The organism is Pseudoalteromonas sp. T1lg65 (genome assembly GCF_051930985.1).
Taxonomy (GTDB): domain Bacteria; phylum Pseudomonadota; class Gammaproteobacteria; order Enterobacterales; family Alteromonadaceae; genus Pseudoalteromonas.
On the sequence record NZ_CP196837.1, the window covers coordinates 1,267,468 to 1,291,515 of the forward strand.

Here is a 24,048-nt window from a genome sequence, read left to right on the forward strand (position 1 = left end):
GAACATGGTTGCTACTCGCCAGTCACACCAAGCACAGCTGCCGCTGGAGTTTGATGCGCGCCTAAATTTTTTACAGCTAACTACAGATCAGCGAGAATGGTTAAACAGGGCTTATGCACTTTGTTCGACGGATGAGTCAACTGAGCACCTCAATAATGCGATTGAAATGGTTGAAATCTTAGCGGATTTGAACTTCGATAGTGAATCTTTGGCTACCGCTTTTCTGACGCCCTATTTTGTGTCTGGCAGTATCAGTCTTGAAGTGGTTGAAGAACACTTAGGCAGTAATGTCTCATTGCTGTTGCAAGGTGTTGAAAAGATGGAAACCATCAGTACGTTAGCGCACCAAAGCTCTGGTAAAGTACAAGTAGATAACATTCGTCGAATGTTGCTGGCGATGGTAGAAGATGTCCGCGCGGTAGTGATCAAACTGGCAGAGCAAATATGTCATTTACGTGCGGTTAAAAATGCTTCCGAAGAAGAACGGGTGATTGCAGCTAAATCTGCAGCCAATACGTTCGCACCACTTGCAAATCGACTTGGAATTGGCCAATTAAAATGGGAACTAGAAGATCTGTCTTTCCGATATTTAAGGCCGGATACGTACAAAAGCATAGCGAAGAAACTGGCAGACAAACGCCTTGACCGAGAGGCGTACATGGAAAACATGGTCAACCTAGTGTCGCAAAAGCTAGCAGATGCGGGCATTAAAGCGCAAGTTTATGGTCGACCAAAACACATCTACAGTATTTACAAAAAGATGTCGCAAAAAGGCTACGAATTTGAACAGCTGTTTGATATTCGTGCGATGCGAATTGTGGTTGATGAGCTACAAGATTGCTATGGTGCATTGGGTATAGTGCACACTAACTGGAAGCATTTAAACAAAGAATTTGATGACTACATCGCCACGCCCAAACAAAACGGGTATCAATCCATCCACACGGTCGTGTTTGGACCTGAAGGTAAAACTGTGGAAATCCAAATTCGCACCGAAGCGATGCATCAAGATGCAGAGCTGGGAGTCGCAGCTCACTGGATGTACAAAGAAGGTGCGTTACCTGGGCGTAATTCTGGTTATGAGCAAAAAATTAGCTGGCTACGCAAACTGTTACAGTGGCAAGAAGAAGTCGTTGATGCAACCGAATTAGCCGATGAGTTAAAAAATCAAGTTGTTGAAGATCGTGTATACGTATTTACTCCGAAAGGGGATATTTTTGATTTGCCATTAGGGGCGACGCCGCTGGACTTCGCGTACTACATTCACTCAAACGTTGGTCATCGCTGTATTGGTGCTAAGGTTTTTGGGAAAATCGTGCCTTTCACCTACACCTTGAAAACCGGCGATCAGGTAGAAATACTTACTCAAAAAAATGCCGCGCCAAGTCGAGACTGGTTAAATCCCTCGTTGGGTTACATCCATTCATCTCGTGCCAGAAGCAAAATACATCATTGGTTTAAACAGCTCGATAGAGATAAAAATCTGCAAGCGGGTAAAGAAATACTCGACAACCAATTGCAAAAGCTGGATTTGACATACAAAGACTTAGAGCCGGCTATCGCGCGCTTCAATTTTAAAGAATTAGATGACTTGATGGTGGCAATCGGTGCGGGTGATGTCAGGATTAATCAATTCCTTAATTATGTTCAAGATAAGCCAGAAGAAACCCCTAAGCTGAAAATCGCAACTAAGCGCACGAAAGGTGATAAAAACGCGGTAGTGGTTGACGGTGTTGGTAGTTTAATGAGCCATATGGCGAAATGTTGTCAGCCAGTTCCGGGTGACGAAATTGTTGGCTACATCACACAAGGCCGTGGAATTGCGGTACATAGAGCGGACTGTGATTCTTTTGCACATATTACTGACAAACACCCAGAACGAGAAATAGCGGTTAGTTGGTCTGACGATGTTAAAGCCTCTTATGCAATTGATTTGAAAATTGAAGCGCATGATAGGCAAGGGCTGATCAGAGACATCAGCTCAGTATTGGCGAACGAAAAAGTCAATGTACTAAACATGAATGTACAAACTCAAGATGCACAAAACGTTGCCATGTTCATGATGAAAGTCGAAGTCGATGACTTGTCTGCAACAAATCGTCTGTTAACCAAACTGAATCAAATTGAAGGTGTATTTGATGCTAAGCGACAGTAAAACGACTCACGCACAACAACAAATCACTCGAGCGCTTGAGATCATGGCCAAGCTTAGAGACCCTGAGTTTGGCTGTGATTGGGATAAACAACAGGACTTTCAATCAATCGTACCGCACACTTTAGAAGAAGCGCACGAAGTTGCAGACGCAATCGAAAAGGCAGACTTTACGCATCTTAAAGAAGAGCTGGGTGATTTACTATTTCAAGTTATCTTTTATGCTCAGCTAGGACAGGAGCAGGGGTTGTTTGATTTTGGCGATATCGTGGAAGCCCTCAATACAAAATTAGTGAGAAGACACCCTCATGTGTTCGAAAAACAGCAAAAGCTAACAGAAAAAGCGCTTGCAAAGCAGTGGCAAGCCATTAAAGAACAAGAAAAGTCAGCGCAGCCTAATGCTGGTTTTGCTCAAGATATCCCAGCAAGTTTGCCTGCTTTAAGCAAAGCTTGCAAAGTACAAAAGCAAGCGGCCAAGTTGGGCTTTGACTGGCCAACTTATCACGGTGCACTTGAGAAAGTACAAGAAGAAGTGGTTGAAGTATCAGAAGCTCTAGCAGAGGATCCGTATTCGGAGCACAGCGCCGAAGAACTCGGAGATTTGTTGTTTGCCACCGTTAATGTGGCACGGCATATTAAAAAAGATCCAGAGCAGTTGCTCAGACAAGCAACCAACAAATTTACCGAACGCTTTTTGCAAATTGAGGCTATCTTGCAGTCGAATGACCAAGCGCTATCCGATGCTAGTCTGGAACAAATGGATGCTGCTTGGGAAGAAGTAAAGCGCCGCCAACGGCAACAGTTAAACAGATAGTAGCTCCTAACTAAGGCGCGCAAGTTAACGGGTGTGTCATTTTTCTCTGGAATGGCACCGCGCCTTTTGCTATACTATCGCCCCGTCTTGATTCTGATTTAAATTCCAATTTTCCTGATATTCTAGGGTTCGCATGAGTACAAAATTTATCTTCGTAACGGGCGGAGTAGTATCCTCCTTGGGTAAAGGTATTGCAGCTGCTTCTTTAGCCGCTATTTTAGAGGCACGTGGCTTAAAAGTAACCATCCTAAAGCTGGATCCATATATCAATGTTGACCCTGGGACTATGAGCCCTATTCAGCACGGTGAGGTATTTGTAACCGAAGACGGTGCAGAGACTGATCTTGATCTTGGTCACTATGAGCGCTTTATTCGCACCAAAATGACCAAGCGTAATAACTTTACGCAAGGTCGAGTATTTGAAGACGTGTTACGCAAAGAGCGTAAAGGTGAATTTCTTGGTGCTACTATTCAAGTTATTCCGCACATCACAAATGACATTAAACGCCGTGTTCTTGAAGGCGCTGAGGGTCACGATGTAGCCATCGTTGAGATTGGCGGGACAGTGGGTGATATCGAATCACAACCTTTCCTTGAAGCAATTCGTCAACTAGGCACTGAGCTTGGTCGTGAAAACGCACTGTATATGCACCTGACTTTAGTGCCGTTCTTAGGCCCTGCAGGTGAAGTGAAAACCAAGCCAACTCAGCACTCAGTAAAAGAACTGCGCTCAATCGGTATTCAACCTGATATTTTGATCTGTCGTTCTGACCGTAAATTACCAGCCAATGAACGCGCGAAAATCGCTTTGTTCACTAACGTTGAAGAAAAAGCGGTTATTTCACTGCAAGACGTAGACAGCATTTACAAGATCCCTGCGCTTCTTAAATCACAAGAGCTCGATAGCATCATCTGTCGTCGTTTCTACTTAGATTGCCCTGAAGCGGATTTAGCAGAGTGGGAACAGGTACTTTATCAAGAGTCTAACCCAACAGGTGAAGTGACAATTGGGATGGTAGGTAAATATATTGAACTACCTGATGCCTACAAGTCAGTAAACGAAGCGCTTAAGCATGCAGGTCTTAAAAACCGCTTAACAGTGAATATTCAGTACGTAGATTCACAGGATATCGAAAGCAAAGGGACTGAATTACTTGAGCACCTAGATGCAATATTAGTTCCGGGCGGTTTCGGTAATCGTGGCGTAGAAGGCAAAATCATCGCTGCTAAATATGCGCGTGAAAACAAAGTGCCTTATCTAGGAATTTGTTTGGGCATGCAAGTAGCGCTAATCGAATATGCACGTAATGTTGCAGGCCTTGAAGGCGCTAACTCTACCGAGTTTGATTTGAAGAGCCCGCACCCCGTTGTTGGTTTGATCACGGAGTGGTTAGACGCGGATGGTAAGATTGAAGTGCGTGATGAAGATTCTGATCTAGGTGGTACCATGCGTTTGGGTGCACAGCTTTGTCACCTCAAAGAAGGCTCTAAAGTGCGTGAAGTCTATGGAGCAGGTGAAATCATTGAGCGCCACCGTCACCGCTATGAAGTAAACAACAACTATGTTGGAGAGCTAGAAAAAGCCGGTCTTCAGTTTACTGGGTTGTCAGAAGACAAAAAGCTGGTTGAGATCATTGAGAACAAAGATCATCCTTGGTTTATTGCGGCTCAGTTCCACCCTGAGTTTACGTCGACACCGCGTGATGGACATCCGCTATTTGAAGGGTTTGTGGCAGCTGCGCACACGCATCAAAAAGCGTCATCTTAATTCTGAAAAGCCGTGCCTATGCACGGCTTTTTTGTTGTTTAGAAAGAGAAACTTTGCTGATACCTAGATTGCATAGACTTTAGTCGCAGTACGTATCAGCAAACTTTTTTATGATACCAATTGGGTATAAAACGCTTTCTGGTCATTATTTTCCAGTGGCGGCAAATGCAAATTCTTCACTTTTGGATAGCGGGAAGATAGGGCAATATTTATACCGACTCATCAATCGGATTAGTAATACTTGAATTGTACTGCGTAATTTATTGCAGTCACACACTCACCATCTTTGGGAACAAGAGGAATCAAGATGTCAAAAATCGTAAAAGTAATTGGCCGTGAAGTTATGGACTCACGTGGTAACCCTACAGTTGAAGCGGATGTGCACCTAGAATCTGGCGCATGGGGACGCGCGTGTGCACCTTCTGGTGCATCAACAGGTACTCGTGAAGCACTAGAACTGCGTGACGGTGATAAAGCGCGTTACTTAGGTAAAGGCGTATTGACGGCGGTTAATTACATTAATAATGACATTGCGTCAGCTCTGGCTGGCAAAAATGCGCTTGAGCAACGCGAAATTGACCAAATCATGTTGGACCTTGATGGCACTGAAAACAAAGAAAAACTAGGTGCTAATGCAATTCTTGCTGTGTCTCTTGCTACGGCGAAAGCAGCAGCGCAAGAAAAAGGTGTTGCGTTATACGAGCACATTGCTGATATCAACGGCACTTCTGGTAAGTACTCTATGCCAGTTCCAATGATGAACATTTTGAACGGTGGTGAACACGCTGATAACAATGTTGATATTCAAGAGTTCATGGTTCAACCAGTAGGCGCGAAAAGCTTCCGCGAAGCATTGCGTATGGGTGCGGAAATCTTCCATAGCTTGAAAAAAGTACTCAAAGCACGTGGCTTAAACACTGCCGTAGGTGATGAAGGTGGCTTTGCACCAGATCTTAAATCGAATGAAGAAGCGCTTGAAGTCATCGTTGAAGCGGTTGCTGCTGCGGGTTACGAGATGAACAAAGATATCACGCTTGCGCTAGACTGTGCAGCGTCTGAATTTTATACAGATGGTAAGTATGACCTTAAAGGTGAAGGTAAAGCGTTTGACTCTGAAGGCTTTGCGGGTTTCTTAGCTGATCTTGCTGCACGTTACCCAATTGTTTCAATTGAAGATGGCCTAGACGAAAGTGATTGGGCTGGTTGGAAAATCTTAACGGATAAAATTGGCGATAAAGTTCAGCTAGTTGGTGACGACTTGTTTGTAACTAACACTAAGATCTTAAAGCGTGGTATTGAAGAAAGCATTGGTAACTCAATCTTGATCAAGTTTAATCAGATTGGTTCTCTTTCTGAGACGCTTGATGCTATCAGAATGGCACAAGAAGCTGGCTTCACTGCGGTTATCTCTCATCGCTCAGGTGAAACTGAAGACGCAACGATTGCTGACTTAGCTGTTGGTACTGCTGCAGGTCAAATTAAGACTGGTTCACTTTGCCGTTCAGACCGTGTTGCTAAGTACAACCAATTGCTTCGTATTGAAGAAGCGTTAGGTGATAAAGCGGTTTATAATGGTCGTAGCGAGATCAAAGGTCAGTAATTCTAATTCGCTAATTTAAAATAAAAGCTGCTATCGATAACGAAGCAGCTTTTTTATTTCGGTGTGAACCTTATACTGCAAGTTGCACGCGTTTAATTGCTATTACCAACCACCCCAGCCGCCCAAGCAGACATCATAAAATATTTTTGACGCTTTAATTTCTATTACAACTTTTTCATGCGCTTCTTTATTAACGTTTGCTCGATTTATTAGATGTTTCATAGTGTGCTCCTTTTTAGTTTAATTATTCTTCCAATATAAAGTCATTCATGTCGAGCTTTTGTAAAGCAGACTGGAAAAACTTGATATCAAAAGAAGTGGCAAATTCTTCTCTTAATATTGAATCAATTCGAAAGAAGTAAGGTGTAATATCTGTTGTCAGCGGATCAAGTTCTGAGGCTTGGCAAGCGATGCAATAAGTTCTAATAATTGACTGATAATGTTCGTTGAACTCGATATCTTTGGTATTAGTAAGGTGGCCTTTGACTTTTTTCTTTTGAATGGGGAAGTGGTGAATGTACCGGCCCACACCGTCGCAAAAGTCCATATAATCTTGGGTGTGAAGAATAAAGCAATGAAAAAGCTCATCAACTAGTTTACTGGCCGCAGCCACTTTCTTGGGTGAAAGCAGAATATAAATAAAGTAGTCTTTTAATCCTTCGACGATAATCTTGATTTCGTCTAAAGATAGCCTCTGCTTAAACTGGCTTTCTACGTGCCAATCAAAGTAATCAATGACGTCTACGGGCAACTCATATTGATTTATAAATTCGATTGACTCATCTAAGTTTGTATTCGCTTTCAAATTATACTCCTTTAATTTATCTAAAAACTACAAAACCCTGGTGCCTAAATCAATACTAAAATAGACTGATTTGAAAATAAAATGTAAATTGGACTACAAGTCGTTTTAGTAAATACACAGCTAAGGATAATGATGAAACTGAACCAAGCGATCGAAATAGAGAGGCAAATATTTGATAAAAGTGTGAGAGAGAGTAAAGAAAAATTAGGAAGTCTTCTCAGCGAACGCTTTATAGAAATTGATTATGACGGCAACTTTAAAGATCGAAGCTTTGTACTTAATGCGGTAAATGGGGAAGATTTAAGAGGCCATAGCATTTCTGTTAGGGATTATAGGTTAATATGTGGTGATCATAATTCATTTTCACTGCAGTATTTCAGTGCTCTGGTCTCGCCAAAAAACGAAGAGATCAGAGTTGCTAAACGGCTGTCTACTTGGATTAATGATGCTGGGAGTTGGAAACTGGTGCTTCATCAGGCTGTTCCAGTTAATCGTGCCGATGGCCAGTAATTTTAGTGGGAACGGTCTGTGTAGTCAAAACTGGCCGCAATCGTGATTACGAATAAGATTGCGGGAAAAGCGGTTGAGAAAGATTGTCTTAAGCGCTGGCTAAAAATGCCAGCGTTTGTTTTTTGAACTGAACAATACCAATTCACATTAATATATGATCAATTCGAGAGATAAAAGCCGCCGCTAACCGCGTTAAAAATTACTCATTTAGTACACTAAATTGAAATAGCCCAGTTATCAACTCGCTTTCCTCGACTCAATATTGCTCAACTAATTAAAAGAATTGGTATGCCTTAGAGTTCAGGCTCCCATAATTCACAATGTGCTTGTCCATTTCTAAAAGTCCAACAGCTCATATTTACATTTGAGTTGCAGGTCACATCAACCGTTCGCGCTGTTAGCGTACCGCCGCCACCAATCTGTGGTGTCATTTGGACGGGAAGTGAAGTATTGCTAGGCGTTAATACCTTAATTGACTTTTTATTAAACTTTAATTTCATGACTTGATTCCTTGTTGATCCAGTTTCTCTTCTGAGAATTTTATTTTTAGCACTTGTTGTTTTTAACAATAATTTCAAATTCACATTTATTATAAACAAAGTCAACAAAGCTGTTTTTTAATTGTGAAAAAATTAACTTCCAAATTCTTGTATTAATATCGCCTGTGTGAAGCTCGTTTTTAAATAAAACCCTCTTGGAAGCGTTTGAATTATGCTGCCTTCCGGCCCAATTGCGTTAGTTAGCGCTTTACTATTAGCCGCCTTGGGTCGTATCTGCATAACTTCTCCAAGGTGGCCAGATATCGTTTCAATTTGACCCGTTGCTATGAGTTCTATCTGTTCTTCCCAATCACGCTTTAACGCTTGTTCTTGTGCGTGGCTAGGTTGCCACAAAAAGCCATGTCCAATGACTCTTTCTGTAATGGGAATACTACGCTCAGCTAAAATTGGTAACCATAACACATGGCTAAGCTTTTTTTTCACACTTGAGTTTTCCCAGCGCAAACCAGTGAGATTAGTGAGAGGAACGACCGAAACATAGGTCGTTTCTAAGGGTTTTCCTTGCTCGCTAATTGGTAGGCTTTTTAGTTCAATACCAAGCTGTTCAAAATCAGGTACAGGCTTTGAACCGGCATTTGCACCAAGTACATATTCAAGTAATTGCCCAACCCAACCTTTCTCTCGTTGTAAATGCTCAGGAGTTTTAAACTGATAACACTCGGCCAGTTCGCCAAGGGTCAATCCCGCAATCTGATCAACTCGTCTGATTAATTCTCCGACTGAATGTGGTGGTGCGACTTTACTCACGATATCGTCCTAGCGTTAAAGTTGAATGATAACAAATTCCACGTCTGCATATAATAGTAAGGACGGTATCAGAAAATTAAGCGTTCAATTTATGTTCAGATTGTTTTTTACCGCAGGTTATTACTTACTTACATGGAGTATGGTTTGAGTAACTGAATGATAAATAATGTGTTTTTGTTATTTATTTTAATTTGGTTGGTCAGTGACTCTCTTAGGCTTTGGATAAATACAGGCATATAAACATAATTATCCACAGTTTCTGTGGAGAAAGTCAGTTTATGAATGCTAAATTGTGGATTTGTTTGATAAATAACCGAGAATGAGCAAGGTTATGCACAACTTGTGGGTAACTTGAGTAAAAGGTGGAATTAAATTTGCCGTAAACTCACACTTGTGGAACAATCATTAAAAATCGACTTATAAAAGAGGCACTAAGGTGATTGATGCCGAAGGTTTTCGTGCCAATGTCGGAATTGTGATTTGTAATAATCAAGGGCAAGTATTTTGGGCCCGACGTTATGGACAACATTCTTGGCAATTTCCTCAAGGTGGAGTAGATGAAGGCGAAACTCCAGAGCAAACCATGTATCGAGAGTTACATGAAGAAGTAGGTTTAAAGCCTGAAGATGTCGAGATTGTCGCAAGTTCAAAACATTGGTTACGATATAAGCTACCAAAACGACTGATCCGCAGAGATTCTAGCCCTGTTTGTATCGGGCAAAAGCAGAAATGGTTTTTGTTGAAGTTAAGGTGTAAAGATGAGGATGTTGACTTGTTACATACTCATCATCCTGAGTTTGATGACTGGCGATGGGTGAGCTATTGGTACCCCGTCCGGCAAGTTGTTTCCTTCAAGCGAGATGTGTATCGCAGAGTAATGAAGGAGTTTGCTCCTTTTGCTATGCCTTTCGGCAGGAGAGAAAACCAACATCATCAAAAGGAACACTGGCGAGCAAAGCGTTAAGGAATTAGATAGGGGAGCAACAAAGTGCTAGCGACGTTAAGATCAATTGTTGAGGCGGTTGCCCAACAAGGTAACTTACAAAGCGCGTTAAATTGCTTTGTAAGCATGGTAAAACAAGCTATGCGGACTGAATGCTGCTCTATTTACTTCGCCGATTATAGCCAAGATAACTTTGTGTTAATGGCGACCGATGGCCTAAATAAAAAGGCTGTCGGTACTTTTCGAATGGGTTTTACAGAAGGATTAGTCGGTCTTGTTGCTCAGCGAGAAGAACCTATAAATATTGCTCACGCCCAATCCCACCCCCGATTTCGCTTATCACCAGAAGTGAATGAAGAAGGCTTTAATGCTTTTCTTTCGGTGCCAGTCGTACATCAACGTAAAGTACTTGGCGTCATCGTCGTTCAGCAAAAGATGGCGAGAGTCTTTAGTCATGACGAAGAATCTTTTTTAATTACACTGTCAGCACAATTAGCCTCACAACTTGCCAACGCGGAAGTGCAGTCATTGTTAGAGCAAGATGCGTCTAGTCACCGTACTTCTGTACTAAAAGGGGTTTCCAGTGCTCCGGGCATTGCGCTTGGACATGGGTATGTGGTGCTGCCGAATATTGTTTTCGCCAGCATTGAATCGCAAAAAGCGGATGATCTGGAACAACAAAGACAATTGTTTCATCAAGCGGTTGCGGCAACACGGCAAGAGTTTCACGTACTGGCAAAAACCCTCAGCAGTGATTTGCCAAAAGAAGCTGTAGCGGTATTTGAAGTCTATCAACAATTACTTGATGCAAAGAGTTTGGGCAAGCAAGTTGAACAAGAGCTTCAGCAAGGGTGGAATGCGAAGTCATCCTTAAAACATGTAATCGAAAGACTGTTTGCTCAGTTTGATACCATGACCGATCCATACATCAAAGAACGAGCGATTGATGTTCAAGATATAGGTCAAAGAGTGTTAAATCACATGGTTTCTACTGAACAAGCGGTGAAACAATATCCTGAAAACACTATTCTCATTGCACACACCTTAACGCCAACTATGTTAGCGCAGGTGCCGAAAGAAAAGTTGAAAGGGGTTGTAAGTGTTCATGGTTCGGCTAACTCGCATGCATCGATTCTAACCAGAGCGATGGGGATACCAGCAATTTGGGGCATTGAAGACATTCCGCTGCTGCAATTTGATGGCAAAGAGGTGATTCTAGACGCCTATGCCGGACGGCTTTATATCTCTCCCTCACAAGTATTAATCAATGAATATATAGAAATAAAACATAAAGATAATATTCTTCACGATAAGTTTGAAGCTGAGCATGAATTACCACCGGTGACTTTGGATGGTGAGCGGATCAGCTTGCTGCTTAATGCTGGCTTGGATCTGTCGACTGATCCATTAAGTGCCAAATTTTGTGATGGGGTCGGTCTATATCGTACCGAAGCTTGGTTTATGCAAAAAGGGCAGTTTCCGTCTCAGGCTGAACAAGAAAGTTGGTATCGGGATGTATTGACCAGATATCATCCTGAGCCTGTGATTATGAGGACGCTAGATATCGGAGGAGATAAGGTTCTAGATTACTTCAATATTAAAGAAGAAAATCCTTTTTTGGGCTGGCGCGGAATTAGAATTTCATTAGATCATCCAGAACTATTTTTGGATCAGATAAAAGCGATGATCAAGGCCAATGCAGGGCTGGGCAATTTACAAATTATGTTGCCAATGGTGGGGCATACTGAAGAGATAGACGAGGCATTAGCATTAATTGAACAAGCTTGCTTCGAATTGCAAGAAGAATGGGCCGATCAATTTTATCAAATAGATAAGCCAGAGGTTGGCGTGATGCTGGAGGTTCCATCCAGTGTTTATTTACTTCCTGAATGGTCTAAGAAAGTGGACTTTTGCTCGGTTGGTAGCAACGATTTGACCCAGTACTTACTCGCCGTTGATAGAAGCAACGCGCAAGTAGCAGATTTATTTGACCCATATCACCCAAGTGTTCTAAGAGTGCTCAATCAGATAGCCAAGCAATGCCAAGAATATGAGCTGCCATTCAGCTTATGCGGAGAGCTGGGTGGTGAGCCAGAGGGTGCCATTTTACTAATTGCAATGGGTTACCGGCGCTTGAGTATGAATATCTCATCTCTGAATAAAGTGAAGTGGGTACTGCGCAGATTAAATGTGACGGATATGGAACGATTATTAGATGCCTGTTTACAGCAGTCATCTTCTAAAAGTGTTCATCGCATAATTAAAGAGTTTATGATTGAACATGACTTTGCTGAGCTACTATATACTAGCCATCAGGCTAAAGGTGCTTCTTAGCCTCATTTGAGTTAAGATAGCGGCGCAATAATAATAAGAGTCAATTGATGGAAAGCATCCTGTTAATCGTTTTTTTGTGTGCTATTTTGGGCTGCGGGGTAGGCTTTTTAGCTGGCCTTCTGGGGATCGGAGGCGGGTTGCTCATCGTTCCCATCTTATCTTGGATCCTCTCGTATTTTGAAATAATTCCCCAACAACAAGTGGTATTGGTTGCTATTGCCACGTCGTTAGCATCCATTATTTTTACCTCCACGGCGTCTGCCAAGGCGCACCATAAAAATGCCAATGTACCTTGGCATATTGCACCTTGGGTGATGGTCGGTGTTGCTATTGGTGCATTGGCAAGCGGTTTTGCTGCGGTTCTGTTGCCCGAAAAGTTAGTGAGATGGATATTTGTTGTTAGCGTTATCGTCATTGCTGCAAAAATGGCGTGGAGCTCCCGAAAACCGCCGAAGAGTGATCGTCCACTACCATCCGGTCCAGTACTGGCGTTGTTGACTTCGGTCATGGGGGCACTTTCTGCGATGATTGGAATTGGCGGCGGCGCGTTAATTGTTCCATTACTGACCTTTTTCTCTTTAGATATGAAAAAAGCCATCGGCTGCGCATCCGCCAGTGGTATAGTAATCGCGATTTTTGGCTCGTTTGGATATATTGCCTCAGGTAGTGGGCATGTTGATATTGAACATGGGTTCTTAGGGTTTGTATACTTACCAGCGCTGCTAGGTATAGTGGTGACATCTTGGTTTATGGCACCTGTTGGCGCAAAAGCGACGCATCATTTACCGGTGACGACCATCAAAAAAGTATTTTCGGCATTGTTGGTGATTATCGCCGGCAATATGTTATTGAATTAAGGAAAGGCTATGGCTTTGCAGTTTCCACAGATTGATCCTGTGATTTTTTCTATCGGCCCATTGAGTGTGCGCTGGTATGGCGTTATGTATTTAATTGGTTTCTTATTTGCGATGTGGTGGGCAAATAAAGAAGCTGCAAAACCAAATTCAAAGTGGCACAAAGATCAGGTAGGTGATCTGGTATTTTATTGTATGTTGGGTGTCATTCTAGGTGGACGAATTGGCTATGTATTGTTCTATCAATTCGGTCACTTTATCGAAAATCCACTTTATTTATTTAGAATAGATCAAGGCGGTATGTCGTTTCATGGTGGCGTGCTAGGGGTAGTGACGGCCATTATTGTTTTTGCAATTAAAACCAAAAAGTCGATCTTATCAGTAGGGGATTTTGTGGTGCCGATGGTGCCAGTTGGATTATTTGCAGGTCGGATCGGAAACTTCATTAATGGTGAGCTGTGGGGCAGAGTCACCGACGTACCTTGGGCATTTGTATTTCCTACAGGCGGTCCTCAACCTCGACACCCGTCACAGCTATATGAAGCATTTTTTGAAGGACTAGTACTGTTTTTAATGCTGATCTGGTTCAGAAAACAGCCAAGGCCTGCAGGTAGTGTGGCCGGATTGTTCTTAGCCGGATATGGTGTGTTCCGCTTTGGTATTGAATACTTTAGAGAGCCTGACGCGCATATAGGCTTATATGGCGGGGTTATTTCGCAAGGGCAAATCCTCTCGTTGCCGATGATTATTGTTGGTGCCGCGTTGATTGTTTGGGCGTACAAACGAGCAGGAAACAGTGCACCAGCACAGCAAGCAAAGAATTAGAGAGTAAGTGAAGATGAAGCAATATTTAGAACTCATGCGTCATGTACGTGATAACGGCACTAAAAAAGAAGACCGAACAGGAACTGGAACCGTCAGTGTATTCGGTTACCAAATGCGTTTTGATCTGCAAGAAGGTTTTCCGTTAGTTACCACAAAAAAATGTCACTTGCGCTCGATTATTCATGAACTTCTGTGGTTTTTAAACGGTGATACCAACATTCGCTACCTCAAAGAGAATGGGGTAAGCATTTGGGACGGTTGGGCAACAGATGACGGTGATCTTGGTCCCGTGTACGGAAGCCAATGGCGTTCTTGGACAGGACCAAATGGCGAAACTATCGACCAAATTAAAGATGTGGTTGAACAAATCAAGACTAACCCTGATTCGCGCCGTTTAATCGTGAGTGCGTGGAATCCCGCACTGTTGCCAGACACTGACTACTCTCCAAAAGAAAATGCAGCGATGGGCAAACAAGCTTTACCACCTTGCCATACATTGTTTCAGTTCTATGTTTTAGACGGTAAGCTGTCTTGTCAGTTGTATCAGCGCAGTGCTGATATTTTCCTTGGTGTGCCGTTTAATATCGCAAGTTATGCGTTGTTGACGATGATGGTTGCACAAGTTTGCGACTTAGAAGTAGGTGACTTTGTGCATACGTTTGGTGATGCGCACTTATATCTCAATCATATGGAGCAGGTTGAAGAGCAATTGAGCCGTCAGCCTTATCCAAAGCCAACAATGAAAATTAACCCAGAGGTTAAAGATATATTTGGGTTTACATTTGAAGACTTCGAATTAGTTGACTACCAATCTCATCCGCATATCAAGGCGCCAGTAGCAATCTAACGCATTTGAAGCGTTCATTACTTTTGTAGTGGCCAACTTGAGTTGGCCACTATTTTTAATCTAGTACACTTTAATCTAAATCTGATAAGCACTTAGTTGGTCTTTTAAAACCAATAGCTTGTTCTCTAGATCGCCGTATATATCTGCATCCTCATTAAAAAAGTCAGTGTTAAGCGTTAAATAATCAACGGCACTTTTGGATTGCTCGATGAGTTTTGAACGAGTAATCGATTTCGAATCCAGTTTTTCTGTGAGAAGGGATGTGAAGCAGTTAGCTATTTCAGAAGCATGGAATTGATCGTGATCTTTTTCGATTAAATAGAGAATAAAGTAGTGAAAGTACGTATTGAATAATGCATCAGGCATGACTCTTAGCTCATTTGCTCTTTCAATCACGCTGCGAGAAAATGCTGCTGAAATATGCTCTTCAGTCTGATTAAAAAAAGTTTCTTTGGCGTAAGCCAAATCTGGGTCACAGTCATGAGCTGAAAGTTGCTCTTGCCAGATACTTTCGATTGATTGTGTTTCTGTATTATTCATAAAACCTCTTAATAACAGGAGCAGAAAGTCTACTCCTGTTGCAATTGGTACAATTGGTAATTAAGGCTCGTCAAACATGCAGCCGATGGTTTGAATCACTTTTACAACGCCTCTAGTTTTTGCTCTACACACTGGGCTCTTAGGCTTTTTACCATTTTTATACTGTTCAGTGACTTGGCGGTGTCTTACCGCATTTTCATAAGCCTTCTGATATTTTTGAGATCTGTTTGTAAGCTCTTGAATTTTCTTAGTATGTCTTCCTTTATTGTACTTATCATCCCACTTTTTATAATCTTGAGCTACTTTTTTGAAGTATTCAGATAACCTCTTATTGTAATCTTCCTTAGATTCTCCCGGTTTTTGTTTTGGTGTGGTTTCACTTCTTTTTTTAATGTCTTCGTATTCTTTTTGTTTTTGCTTTTCTTTTTCAGAATTTTTATCGGAGTTGCTGCTGCCACCGCCGCCGCCACCGCCGCCTTCACCACCACCGTAGTTACCACCACCGCCGTAGCCACCACCAAAATCAACCCAGCCGCCAAAGCCGCCACCACCGCCACCGCAGCTGAATGAATATGAAGTACATTTGTAAACAACTTCAATTCGCTCAATCTCATTTAGCGCGTAATTTGAATCACTAACTTCTTGTTCATAGTCGAATGCTTCTTTTGGTGGATTTGCGCAACTAGCGACTTTTTTCCAAGGGCCATATTCTACACTGTTAGAATCTGGCAATTGCCCTTTTGTCCAGAAGTTGGCTTCGTAAATATCACCTTTAAATGTGGCCTGCTCGGACGTATTGTAAGCCTTATTATCATACCAAGCAGCAGGGCATGAAGGTGTTTTATGAACACTTGTATAATTTTGCATGTACGCATACGCATTACCAAAGTGAACAGCACCATTTCCTACTGCATTAGCAGGGTAGTCGTGATCTAATTGAAGGGCAGAACCTTTAACTGCATTTAGTATTTGCTCAGCAGTTGCAGCAGGGAAGTTTGACCATAATTTTGCTATTCCAGCAGTGACAATTGCTGCAGATTGGGAAGTACCAGTTACTGCCGCATAACCCTGCTGTTGCGATGTGACACGGATTTCACCATTTTTAAAGAAATTAATCTCGTCGTTATTTAGCCCAGGCATTAATAGCGTGGCTATTGAAGCCTCATAATCCAAAGAACTTAACCATGGATTGAATGTACGAAACTCTTCTTTTTCCAATGCCTCAAGATAGTCGTATGAAACGACTAATACAGAGCCACCATCAGCGCTACACTGAGTCGAAGCCTGGTCAAGTTCATTAATTGAAGCTTGACTCAATGCCTTATTCTTTATTTGCTCAGATAAAGCGGTTGCTGACAAATTGTGGTAACAGCTATCTTGTGTTGGTAAAGTTTCAGGATAACTGAGGCCTTTATCGATTTGATAATGGTCAAATTCAACATAGCCTTCGCTGCTTTCATAATAAACAGAAGATACTTTGTTATAGCTACTAGGAATGGTAGAGAGGATGTCAACACCTGGTGCAACCAGAGAAACACCAGAGTAAGATGGAGAAAAATCAGCAAGCTCGCCATTTATATTTATCGCACCCACTCCAACGACGTTGCGATATGCTGCAGGATAAGCCGGGCCATCGAATCCTGTTGCAGTGCCATGGTTGCCAGCAGCGGCAACAAAGATAATATCATTCTGATAGGTCAACCTATCAATAACATCTCTCAATTCGCCTGAGTAATTCATGCCGCTTAGTGAGAGGTTGATAATTTTTGCACCAGCAGATGCACAGACTTCTATAGATTCTATTAGATTCTTGTCATTAATTGCTGAGTCAGCACCACGGGCAGATTGAACTAATTTTTGGATATGGACATCGACATGACCATTGTCAATTGCGCCTCTTACACCCGAGTCGTTGTCTAGTGCACTTATGATCCCTGAAATATGTGTACCATGACCAATATTATCTTCACCCCAATTACCACCATAGGTGTTCCAGTATCCATTAATACTCATCTGAGATAGATCGTTATGATTGGAATCTACTCCAGAATCGATAACACACACTTTTAACTTTTCGCCAGACGGCTGTGGGATAGCGTCTAACCCTGTTTGATTGATCCAATAAGGTGTAATTTGTATAGAGTTCAGCTCGTTTAACAACGTATTGAATTCGTTTTTTTCTGACAGATACTTAGTATTAAGTACTTCATAGTAGAGCGGGTGTGAAGCTTGATTTTGGGCTTCATTGTTCTCGTTTGCAGAGATTTGCAACGACGCAAAAGCTGTTGATATTGATAACAGCGTAAGACATTTTTTAATCATTTTTACTACCTATTAAAAACCATTATGGTATTGTCCCTTTAAAGGAGACGGGAGATTAGGGGAAAAATGAGATTTTGGCAACTTTTTTGTTAATGGGGTTAAGTTCAGGTTGTTTTGGTTTGCTAAATGGTGTTCGGTTGGTTTTTATGGTTAATGAGCCTTGTTTTATGCTATGTAAGATGTAACAGTAATGGAACTTGCGTTGAGTTTATTATAAAAAACGCATTTAAATTAGCGTGGACAACTTGGGGCTGGTTGTTTTTATCACTTTTCTAATCTAGTCAAAAGCTAATGTTACTGTTTAGCTTTGATTATATCATTGCTCCTCATGGTTTTTTTTTACTCAAGTTTAGTGAGTTAATCTTTAGAATATTTGCGTTAAAAAGGATTGGAACATCACAAATCGTTGTGTACTATATTGGGTAATTTCTAGGATGAAGTTTCTAACGGACTGTGAATATTCGTATTTTTTTCATTTGTACGCTGATTGTACTGCAAGTAGCCTGTAGCTCAACACCTGAGCAGCCTCCTTTGAGCCAAAAGCAAGTTGAGGATCTAAAACGGCTAAGCGAACTAAAACAAGACTTATCTCAGTTATTAACACTGCTTGAACAACAAGTGGACGTGAGCGATATTCAGCAGCTACCAGAACAAACCTCAACGGTAAGAGTGTATAAAGCGCCTGAAAAAAAGCCAGAGGCAGTCGCTACCGGTGTTCAAGTAAAACTTTTTCCAGTTTCAACAAGCGCAGGCTCTCAACAACAGTTGCAGCGCCATGAGCAGCTGTTGGTTGCGGTAAAACGCAGATTTCCAAGTATTTTCGCTAACTCTTACATTCAGGTTGAAGAAGTCAGTAATTTAAAGTGGGCAACATTAAATGGACTTAACTCAATGCAAGAAGCTGCGCTGTACTGCCGATTATTTTCCATACAAAGTATTGATTGTAAGAAAATAATTTTATAAATCTCCTAAAGTTTTCGACTTTGGGAACGATAAATTGAATGTCAGTAAAAAACGGTATTTTTTCGACAGTAATTTTTATAAAGGAACTTAAATGAAAGCACTCATTAAACCTATCTTTATCACTTCTGCTATAGCTGCTGCTTTACTTTCTTCATCTGCAAATGCCGTAGATGTAACATTTAAAGCCTCGGTAAAAGTACAAAACTTATTTGAAGTAACCAATGGAAATCCGCTTAATTTTGGAACGATTAGAGCGCAAAGCCATGATTCAGATATTGCAACCTATGTTATGTTAGCAAAACCAGATGCAGAACTTCAGGATCCGACAAACCCGGATGGAACAGCAGCTATCAGTGTTATCGAACCTGGTTCACCCGCAACATTTGAAGTGACAAATGCCGCGCCTAATCAAGAGTTAACGATTACCAATCCTACTAATCTTGACATTAAAGGAACAAGTGGTCCGGGTTTTACCCTGAGCGATTTTACTTATTATGTAAGTAGTGGTGGAACCACAGGCCCTGTCGCTAATAAGATTAAAGTGGATAACTTAGGTAACGCGTCTTTCAGTATGGGCGCAACTATAAGCACGGTCGCCTCAACTAACAGTTATGAAGATGGAGACTTCTCGGCAGATTTACAAATTACACTTGAATATTAATCTGTTACGATGCGGACTTTGCTATGGCTGCTAACCTTCCCATCAGTGGTAGCGGCAGCCGATGTTGTTATCGACCCAACACTGAGCTTTGGTACGATAGCAATTTCAAATTACCAGCAAAATGGTTCAATGACCGTAAGCCAATCTACCGGAGTGAAAGCCTCTGGTAGTTTGCTGATTGTGTCAGCGGGCCACCCGGCTGAAGTCTCGTTATCTAATTTCCCCGCATCAACTCAACTGGCGATTGAGTTTCTTGCTGTGCCAGTGAGCTTTCGTTCAGATGATGGTAGCACTCAAGATGCATTGCGATTAGTGAAGTTAGAACATCCAAGCACGTTGCATACCGATGCGGTTGGTAACGCGGCATTCCATGTAGGCGGAGTGCTGCAGTTTGAGGGACAAGGACACTTAGTTGCTGACGGTGGTCAACAAGTCACTATAAATATGACGATAAGTTATTAACTATGAAAAATATTGTTGTTTTTTTTCTTTTGCTCTTCTGCTTTAAAAGCCAAGCTAGTTTGCTTATTACTCCTACACGAGTGGCCTTTGATGATAGGCAGCGGATTGCCACTGTCACGTTGATCAATGGCGGAGAGCAAACTAAAACCTACCGTATGACGTTTCAGGAAAAGCTGGCGCTCAAAGAAGGCGGATATAGTAACTTTGTAGAGCCAGAGGCCAACGTGATGGCTGCTAGTTCTTTTATTCGGATGTCTCCAAAGCAAGTGACGTTAGCGCCTGGAGAACGACAAGTGGTTAAGCTGGCATTACGTAGAAGGGCGAATATGGCGGCAGGTGAATATCGTTCACATCTATTGTTTAGTGTTTTACCTTCAGCTCAGGACAAGAGGGTATCGGAAAATAGTGGTGGGATAGATATCAATCTGTTGATGAATTACACCATCCCTGTACTGTTTCGAGTCGGTCAGGCCGAGGCGAAAGTCGCTTTGGAAAAAGTAGACTTTGTAGAGCGCGCTGATGGTATGCAAAGCTTAGCGATCAGGCTAAACCGGCAGGGTAAATACAGTAGTTTTGGTCAACTTGAAGCGTTATGGCAACCTGATGGGCAAACCAGTCAAAGGCTTGTCAGTGCATTAAGTAAGTTTTCAATTTATCCAGAGCTTAATCAGCGAGAAGTTAATTTAGATATCGACAAAACGAAGCAAATAACGCCACCGGGAAAGTTAACGCTCAAGTATATAGGTGATGGAGAATATCAAGGCCATACCTTTTTCACCGAAACCATTCAATTATCTCGCTAGTGTACGCTAAAGCCTTAATGGTGTTGACTCTGGGCTTGGCGGTCTATGCTAAGCCTTGTGAAGCAACACCACAAAAACAATCTTTGCAGCAGTTACTGGAACGTGTTCAACGGGTTAAAGAAAAGCTCCAACTGCGCCAGTCTGCCTTTACCCAAGAGCGAATAGCTGTTGGCACTGAGCTGTTTTTGTCTGCGCATAAAGGTAACTTGTATCTTGGTGAAATAATCGCTGTAACAGCAGAGCAAGGTGTCAAAGTAGAGCTACAAAGCTTCTTTGCTGCGGTTGGGTTCGCGATTTACCCTCAAGCTGAACATCGTTACGAAGGCTGGTTTTTCCAGCCTGAAAATACCTTTTCCCTTGACATGAAAACAGGCATTGTCGAAATAAATGGTGAAAGAATAACGCTTACGGCTGATGAGTTTCAGCTCATAGAAGACGAAGTGTTTATTTCTGATGTCATGGTAAACACCTTATTCGATGTTCGGTTACTCACTAGCACTCAAGACTTATCAGTTAAACTCTTGAGTAAAAGGTCTTTACCTATAGAAGCTCAGCAGCGTCGGCATGCGCGAGAAGTTTCTGCTTCGCGATCGAGCTCAGAGCCGACTCTGCCTTGGAAACCTAGCCCATATCAAACACTAGGCCGCCCAGTAATCGATGGTCAACTCCGAATGCTGGCTGACAATGACGAAAATAATATTTCCTATTCGGTACTTGGTGCACAAGATTTTGTGAATTGGCAAGCAAGTTACTTTCTTTATGGACGAAAAGGTGATTTATTCGAACGCTCTCAGATAGCTTTGCATCGGGCAGACCCTGGTGGTAAAGCGTTATCTGTTGGCACGTTCACTGAGGTTTCTGTGGGTGATGTTCAAGCAACTCAGATCGGTGCGAATATGTTTGCACAACAAGGCAGAGGGGTAAGGTTTTCCGATAGGCCACTAACCCGCCCAATTAACAACCAACGAATACTTATTTCCGGACCTGTACAAGTAGGTTGGGATGTAGAGCTATACCGTAATGGATTACTCATTGCACAGCAAAACAATATAGAAATAGGTCGATACGAATTTGAAAACGTCGATCTGTTATATGGAGAAAACGTCTTTGAGCTAGTTATGTATGGAGAACAGGGACAAGTTGTTAAAGAAACTCAGACATACTATACGCAACAAAATGCGGTGAAAAAAGGTCGGGGTTTTTACGAGGTTTCGCTTACTGAAATAGGGAAATCAGTGTTTGGTGACGAACAGTACACGGCAAGTAATGCTAGCTGGCAGCTCAATGGGCGTTATGATTATGGCCTAACAGAAGATCTGGCCGTGTATGCAGGATATCAGCATATTAAAGGCAAGAAAAACTTTGCTGATGAACAATATGTGACGGCAGGTGTCAGTGCAAACCTCAATAAGAGCGTGTTATTGGATGTCGATTTTAATCATGGTGAATATGATGATTTTTTGGCACTAAATGTCAGAACAAAACTGTTGGGTCAACAGATCAGTTCTCGCTACGAAATCAAGCGTGATAAAGAAACAAATAACGACGCTGAGAGGTTGAACATACAAATGCTCGGTGATTTTATGCTCGGGCAGATGCCTAAGGTAGCTTATCGTTTTGAGTACAACTTGTTTCAAAATGAACTGCAGGCGGACCGTCAGACGTTTCAATCTTTGTTTAGTATAGGAAACCATTGGGGCAGGTTTAGTAATCAACTTACTTGGCGACAAGTTGATGGTAATAATTCAGATTTAGAAGGGTATTTTCGTTGGCAAAGAAGGATCTTCGGTATTTACAGTCGAATGACCGCGCGCTACGACATTCAACCTGAGGCTGAATTTCAGTCCTTAGAAGCAGAGTTAAGTAAACAAATTGCTGAAGCGTTCGATTTAAATTTCACCCACTTCAATGATTCTCGCCAGTCTTACCGTTATAACAAAATAGGAATAAGTTGGAATCATGACGACTTTAGGTTGTTCGGTGATTTCAAATATGACAGTAATGATGATTGGAATATGAGCATATCGAGTCAATTTAGTATTGGAACTGCTCATACGCTTGATGATGTTTTTATCACCTCAAAACGATTGTCCCGAACGGGTTCACTCATGGTCAAGGCCTTTGTTGATGATAATAATAACGGTTATTATGATGAAGGAGAGAAACCTCTGCCTGAAGTGGTAGTGAGAGCACGTCAAAACTTTGCCCGAGGTAAAACTGACGAAAACGGCATCGTGCTGTTGCCATCAATGGTCAATTATAAAAAAACCGATATTGTTATTGAGCCAGACAGCATTCCTGATCCATTCCTAATTCCTGCGTCTGAAGGGTTTTCGTTTACACCTCGTCCTGGTTTCATTGAATATGCGGAAATTCCATTTGTACACTCCTCAGAAATTGAAGGGGTTGTGGAGCTTACAGAAGAAGAGGGTAGTAAACCACTCGGATTTACAAGCGTTAGTTTGTATGACAGTTCAGGTAAAGAAGTGGCCAGAACTAAAACAGCTTACGATGGTTTTTACTATTTTGTTGGTTTAAAACCAGGAACTTATCGAGCTGCGGTTTCAGATGCAGAAAAGCTTTCAATTTCCAGTAAAGAGATAATTGAAGTGGAACTCAGCGCCAACGGAGATGTGTTGTTAGATGTTAATCATCAACTTACAGCATTGAAAACGCACAAAAAGGAGTTTGCCGTCGCTGGCAGGTTTAATACGTTGAGTATTCTTAAGGTCTATGCTGCAATCTTGGCAAAACGATATCCAGGTATTTTATCGGATGGATTTAGGTACGCGAAAAAAAATAGTGAAAGTGAATATTTGCTTATTTTGGCGCATCCAGAAGAGCGCTCTGCGGCAAAGATTTGCCAAGCGTTGTCGGATTATAATGTGGCTTGTAATTTGGAAACTTTAACTATTTATGGAACAGCAAATAATGAAACGAGTGAGTAGAATTGCACTAGCGCTTTTGGCTGTAGCTTTGACAGGTTGTCAATCGACAGCAAATAAGGAAGCGCTGGATCCTCTAGAAGTTAAAAAACAGTTGGCTCTGTTGAGTTTGCAGGTAACTGAATTACAAAAAGAGGTTGAAAAATTTAGGGAAATCAAGCAGCAAGTGGAACGTTTTGAGGAAGTCCAGCAAGACTTGGATATTATCGCGACGCAACTGGCCGAGACGATTATTTCTACACAAGTAGCGGCTAATGATACTGCTCCTGAGGTGGAAGAAAAAGAAGAAATCATTGCTGAAACTGCCGCCGAGCCACAATCTACAACGGCTGGATTTGCTATTCAGCTTGCTTCAACGCCTGATTATGCAAAAGTTAGGCAAACCTACGAGCAAATTAAACAGAAACTACCCACTGAATTCAAACAAAGTGAAGTGAATATTGAGCAGGTAAATATCAAAAATACGGATTACTACCGCTTGAAGCTGGGGGCATTTGCAGATAAAAAAGCTGCTTTTAAAAGTTGTCAGCAACTTAAAAGTATCGGCTTAAACTGCTTAGTGAGTCATTACACTAATCAGCGCCTCTAACTGT

At 41.9% G+C, this 24,048-nt stretch carries 21 protein-coding genes; 16 read left to right on the forward strand and 5 right to left on the reverse strand.

Translation table 11 applies throughout. The features are described 5' to 3' along the window. Positions 1-4 precede the first annotated feature (4 nt). From relA to eno, 4 genes are all read left to right on the forward strand, one after another. Complete coding sequence (relA, locus tag ACSLBF_RS05345) at positions 5-2,155, forward strand: GTP diphosphokinase (RefSeq protein WP_440055570.1); 2,151 nt, start codon at positions 5-7, stop codon at positions 2,153-2,155. Beyond that, positions 2,139-2,966, forward strand: coding sequence for a nucleoside triphosphate pyrophosphohydrolase (gene mazG, locus ACSLBF_RS05350; protein ID WP_440055571.1), 828 nt, complete (start codon positions 2,139-2,141; stop codon positions 2,964-2,966). Before relA ends, mazG begins: the two co-directional genes overlap by 17 nt. A gap of 133 nt (positions 2,967-3,099) precedes the next feature. Then, positions 3,100-4,734 (forward strand): CTP synthase, encoded by a 1,635-nt coding sequence (locus ACSLBF_RS05355; RefSeq protein WP_440055572.1) that lies wholly within the window; start codon positions 3,100-3,102, stop codon positions 4,732-4,734. A 307-nt stretch (positions 4,735-5,041) separates the two neighbouring features. Further along, positions 5,042-6,334 (forward strand): phosphopyruvate hydratase, encoded by a 1,293-nt coding sequence (gene eno, locus ACSLBF_RS05360; RefSeq protein WP_440055573.1) that lies wholly within the window; start codon positions 5,042-5,044, stop codon positions 6,332-6,334. A gap of 244 nt (positions 6,335-6,578) precedes the next feature. Here eno and ACSLBF_RS05365 read toward each other — a convergent pair whose 3' ends face one another. Beyond that, on the reverse strand, positions 6,579-7,139 hold the full coding sequence (locus ACSLBF_RS05365; protein WP_440055574.1) for a hypothetical protein: 561 nt from the start codon (positions 7,137-7,139) through the stop codon (positions 6,579-6,581). 129 nt (positions 7,140-7,268) lie between these two features. On the opposite strand from ACSLBF_RS05365, the gene ACSLBF_RS05370 reads away from it, so the two are divergent. Then, a complete protein-coding gene (locus ACSLBF_RS05370) occupies positions 7,269-7,649 on the forward strand; it encodes a DUF4440 domain-containing protein (RefSeq protein ID WP_440055575.1) in 381 nt (126 codons plus the stop codon). Positions 7,650-7,942: 293 nt separating this feature from the next. Here ACSLBF_RS05370 and ACSLBF_RS05375 read toward each other — a convergent pair whose 3' ends face one another. Together ACSLBF_RS05375 and mutH are read right to left on the reverse strand one after the other, a co-directional pair. Next, positions 7,943-8,149, reverse strand: a complete 207-nt coding sequence (locus ACSLBF_RS05375) for a hypothetical protein (protein ID WP_440055576.1) — start codon at positions 8,147-8,149, stop codon at positions 7,943-7,945. 132 nt (positions 8,150-8,281) lie between these two features. Next, complete coding sequence (gene mutH / locus ACSLBF_RS05380) at positions 8,282-8,956, reverse strand: DNA mismatch repair endonuclease MutH (RefSeq protein WP_440055577.1); 675 nt, start codon at positions 8,954-8,956, stop codon at positions 8,282-8,284. 436 nt (positions 8,957-9,392) lie between these two features. Between mutH and rppH the strand changes: the two genes are divergently transcribed. Genes rppH through ACSLBF_RS05405 form a run of 5 tightly spaced genes read left to right on the forward strand, consistent with a single transcriptional unit; the run spans position 9,393 to position 14,759 of the window. Beyond that, the gene (rppH, locus tag ACSLBF_RS05385) at positions 9,393-9,920 is read left to right on the forward strand and encodes an RNA pyrophosphohydrolase (RefSeq protein ID WP_440055578.1); all 528 of its coding nucleotides are present in this window, start codon (positions 9,393-9,395) and stop codon (positions 9,918-9,920) included. Positions 9,921-9,944: 24 nt separating this feature from the next. Continuing rightward, positions 9,945-12,233, forward strand: coding sequence for a phosphoenolpyruvate--protein phosphotransferase (gene ptsP / locus ACSLBF_RS05390; RefSeq protein WP_440055579.1), 2,289 nt, complete (start codon positions 9,945-9,947; stop codon positions 12,231-12,233). 47 nt (positions 12,234-12,280) lie between these two features. Continuing rightward, entirely contained in the window at positions 12,281-13,090 is an 810-nt protein-coding gene (locus tag ACSLBF_RS05395) for a sulfite exporter TauE/SafE family protein (RefSeq protein WP_440055580.1), read from the forward strand. A gap of 9 nt (positions 13,091-13,099) precedes the next feature. Further along, positions 13,100-13,912, forward strand: coding sequence for a prolipoprotein diacylglyceryl transferase (lgt, locus tag ACSLBF_RS05400; RefSeq protein ID WP_440055581.1), 813 nt, complete (start codon positions 13,100-13,102; stop codon positions 13,910-13,912). Positions 13,913-13,925: 13 nt separating this feature from the next. Further along, positions 13,926-14,759 carry a thymidylate synthase gene (locus ACSLBF_RS05405; protein ID WP_440055582.1) on the forward strand — a complete coding sequence of 278 codons (834 nt, stop codon included), beginning with the start codon at positions 13,926-13,928 and terminating at the stop codon, positions 14,757-14,759. Between the two features lie 75 nt (positions 14,760-14,834). Here the strand turns inward: ACSLBF_RS05405 and ACSLBF_RS05410 are convergent, their stop codons facing one another. Together ACSLBF_RS05410 and ACSLBF_RS05415 are read right to left on the reverse strand one after the other, a co-directional pair. Beyond that, the gene (locus ACSLBF_RS05410) at positions 14,835-15,299 is read right to left on the reverse strand and encodes a hypothetical protein (RefSeq protein WP_440055583.1); all 465 of its coding nucleotides are present in this window, start codon (positions 15,297-15,299) and stop codon (positions 14,835-14,837) included. A gap of 60 nt (positions 15,300-15,359) precedes the next feature. Beyond that, positions 15,360-17,621 carry a S8 family serine peptidase gene (locus ACSLBF_RS05415; RefSeq protein ID WP_440055584.1) on the reverse strand — a complete coding sequence of 754 codons (2,262 nt, stop codon included), beginning with the start codon at positions 17,619-17,621 and terminating at the stop codon, positions 15,360-15,362. Between the two features lie 453 nt (positions 17,622-18,074). Between ACSLBF_RS05415 and ACSLBF_RS05420 the strand changes: the two genes are divergently transcribed. The 6 genes from ACSLBF_RS05420 to ACSLBF_RS05445 all read left to right on the forward strand — a co-directional run bounded on the left by ACSLBF_RS05420 (position 18,075) and on the right by ACSLBF_RS05445 (position 24,044). Beyond that, the gene (locus tag ACSLBF_RS05420; protein ID WP_440055585.1) at positions 18,075-18,584 is read left to right on the forward strand and encodes a hypothetical protein; all 510 of its coding nucleotides are present in this window, start codon (positions 18,075-18,077) and stop codon (positions 18,582-18,584) included. 91 nt (positions 18,585-18,675) lie between these two features. Further along, positions 18,676-19,245 carry a DUF4402 domain-containing protein gene (locus ACSLBF_RS05425; protein WP_440055586.1) on the forward strand — a complete coding sequence of 190 codons (570 nt, stop codon included), beginning with the start codon at positions 18,676-18,678 and terminating at the stop codon, positions 19,243-19,245. 9 nt (positions 19,246-19,254) lie between these two features. Then, positions 19,255-19,707 carry a DUF4402 domain-containing protein gene (locus ACSLBF_RS05430; RefSeq protein WP_440055587.1) on the forward strand — a complete coding sequence of 151 codons (453 nt, stop codon included), beginning with the start codon at positions 19,255-19,257 and terminating at the stop codon, positions 19,705-19,707. Positions 19,708-19,766: 59 nt separating this feature from the next. Further along, on the forward strand, positions 19,767-20,510 hold the full coding sequence (locus ACSLBF_RS05435) for a hypothetical protein (protein WP_440055588.1): 744 nt from the start codon (positions 19,767-19,769) through the stop codon (positions 20,508-20,510). A gap of 17 nt (positions 20,511-20,527) precedes the next feature. Next, entirely contained in the window at positions 20,528-23,458 is a 2,931-nt protein-coding gene (locus tag ACSLBF_RS05440; RefSeq protein ID WP_440055589.1) for an MSCRAMM family protein, read from the forward strand. Further along, positions 23,442-24,044 carry an SPOR domain-containing protein gene (locus tag ACSLBF_RS05445; RefSeq protein WP_440055590.1) on the forward strand — a complete coding sequence of 201 codons (603 nt, stop codon included), beginning with the start codon at positions 23,442-23,444 and terminating at the stop codon, positions 24,042-24,044. Before ACSLBF_RS05440 ends, ACSLBF_RS05445 begins: the two co-directional genes overlap by 17 nt. The last annotated feature ends 4 nt before the right edge of the window (positions 24,045-24,048 follow it).

Bases quoted from the DNA above. Each gene is read 5' to 3' on its own strand.
- relA (WP_440055570.1), top strand. From the start codon at position 5: ATGGTTGCTACTCGCCAGTCACACCAAGCACAGCTGCCGCTGGAGTTT.
- mazG (WP_440055571.1), top strand. From the start codon at position 2,139: ATGCTAAGCGACAGTAAAACGACTCACGCACAACAACAAATCACTCGA.
- ACSLBF_RS05355 (WP_440055572.1), top strand. From the start codon at position 3,100: ATGAGTACAAAATTTATCTTCGTAACGGGCGGAGTAGTATCCTCCTTG.
- eno (WP_440055573.1), top strand. From the start codon at position 5,042: ATGTCAAAAATCGTAAAAGTAATTGGCCGTGAAGTTATGGACTCACGT.
- ACSLBF_RS05370 (WP_440055575.1), top strand. From the start codon at position 7,269: ATGATGAAACTGAACCAAGCGATCGAAATAGAGAGGCAAATATTTGAT.
- ACSLBF_RS05375 (WP_440055576.1), bottom strand. From the start codon at position 8,149: ATGAAATTAAAGTTTAATAAAAAGTCAATTAAGGTATTAACGCCTAGC.
- ACSLBF_RS05395 (WP_440055580.1), top strand. From the start codon at position 12,281: ATGGAAAGCATCCTGTTAATCGTTTTTTTGTGTGCTATTTTGGGCTGC.
- lgt (WP_440055581.1), top strand. From the start codon at position 13,100: ATGGCTTTGCAGTTTCCACAGATTGATCCTGTGATTTTTTCTATCGGC.
- ACSLBF_RS05405 (WP_440055582.1), top strand. From the start codon at position 13,926: ATGAAGCAATATTTAGAACTCATGCGTCATGTACGTGATAACGGCACT.
- ACSLBF_RS05410 (WP_440055583.1), bottom strand. From the start codon at position 15,299: ATGAATAATACAGAAACACAATCAATCGAAAGTATCTGGCAAGAGCAA.
- ACSLBF_RS05415 (WP_440055584.1), bottom strand. From the start codon at position 17,621: ATGATTAAAAAATGTCTTACGCTGTTATCAATATCAACAGCTTTTGCG.
- ACSLBF_RS05425 (WP_440055586.1), top strand. From the start codon at position 18,676: ATGAAAGCACTCATTAAACCTATCTTTATCACTTCTGCTATAGCTGCT.
- ACSLBF_RS05430 (WP_440055587.1), top strand. From the start codon at position 19,255: ATGCGGACTTTGCTATGGCTGCTAACCTTCCCATCAGTGGTAGCGGCA.
- ACSLBF_RS05440 (WP_440055589.1), top strand. From the start codon at position 20,528: ATGGTGTTGACTCTGGGCTTGGCGGTCTATGCTAAGCCTTGTGAAGCA.
- ACSLBF_RS05445 (WP_440055590.1), top strand. From the start codon at position 23,442: ATGAAACGAGTGAGTAGAATTGCACTAGCGCTTTTGGCTGTAGCTTTG.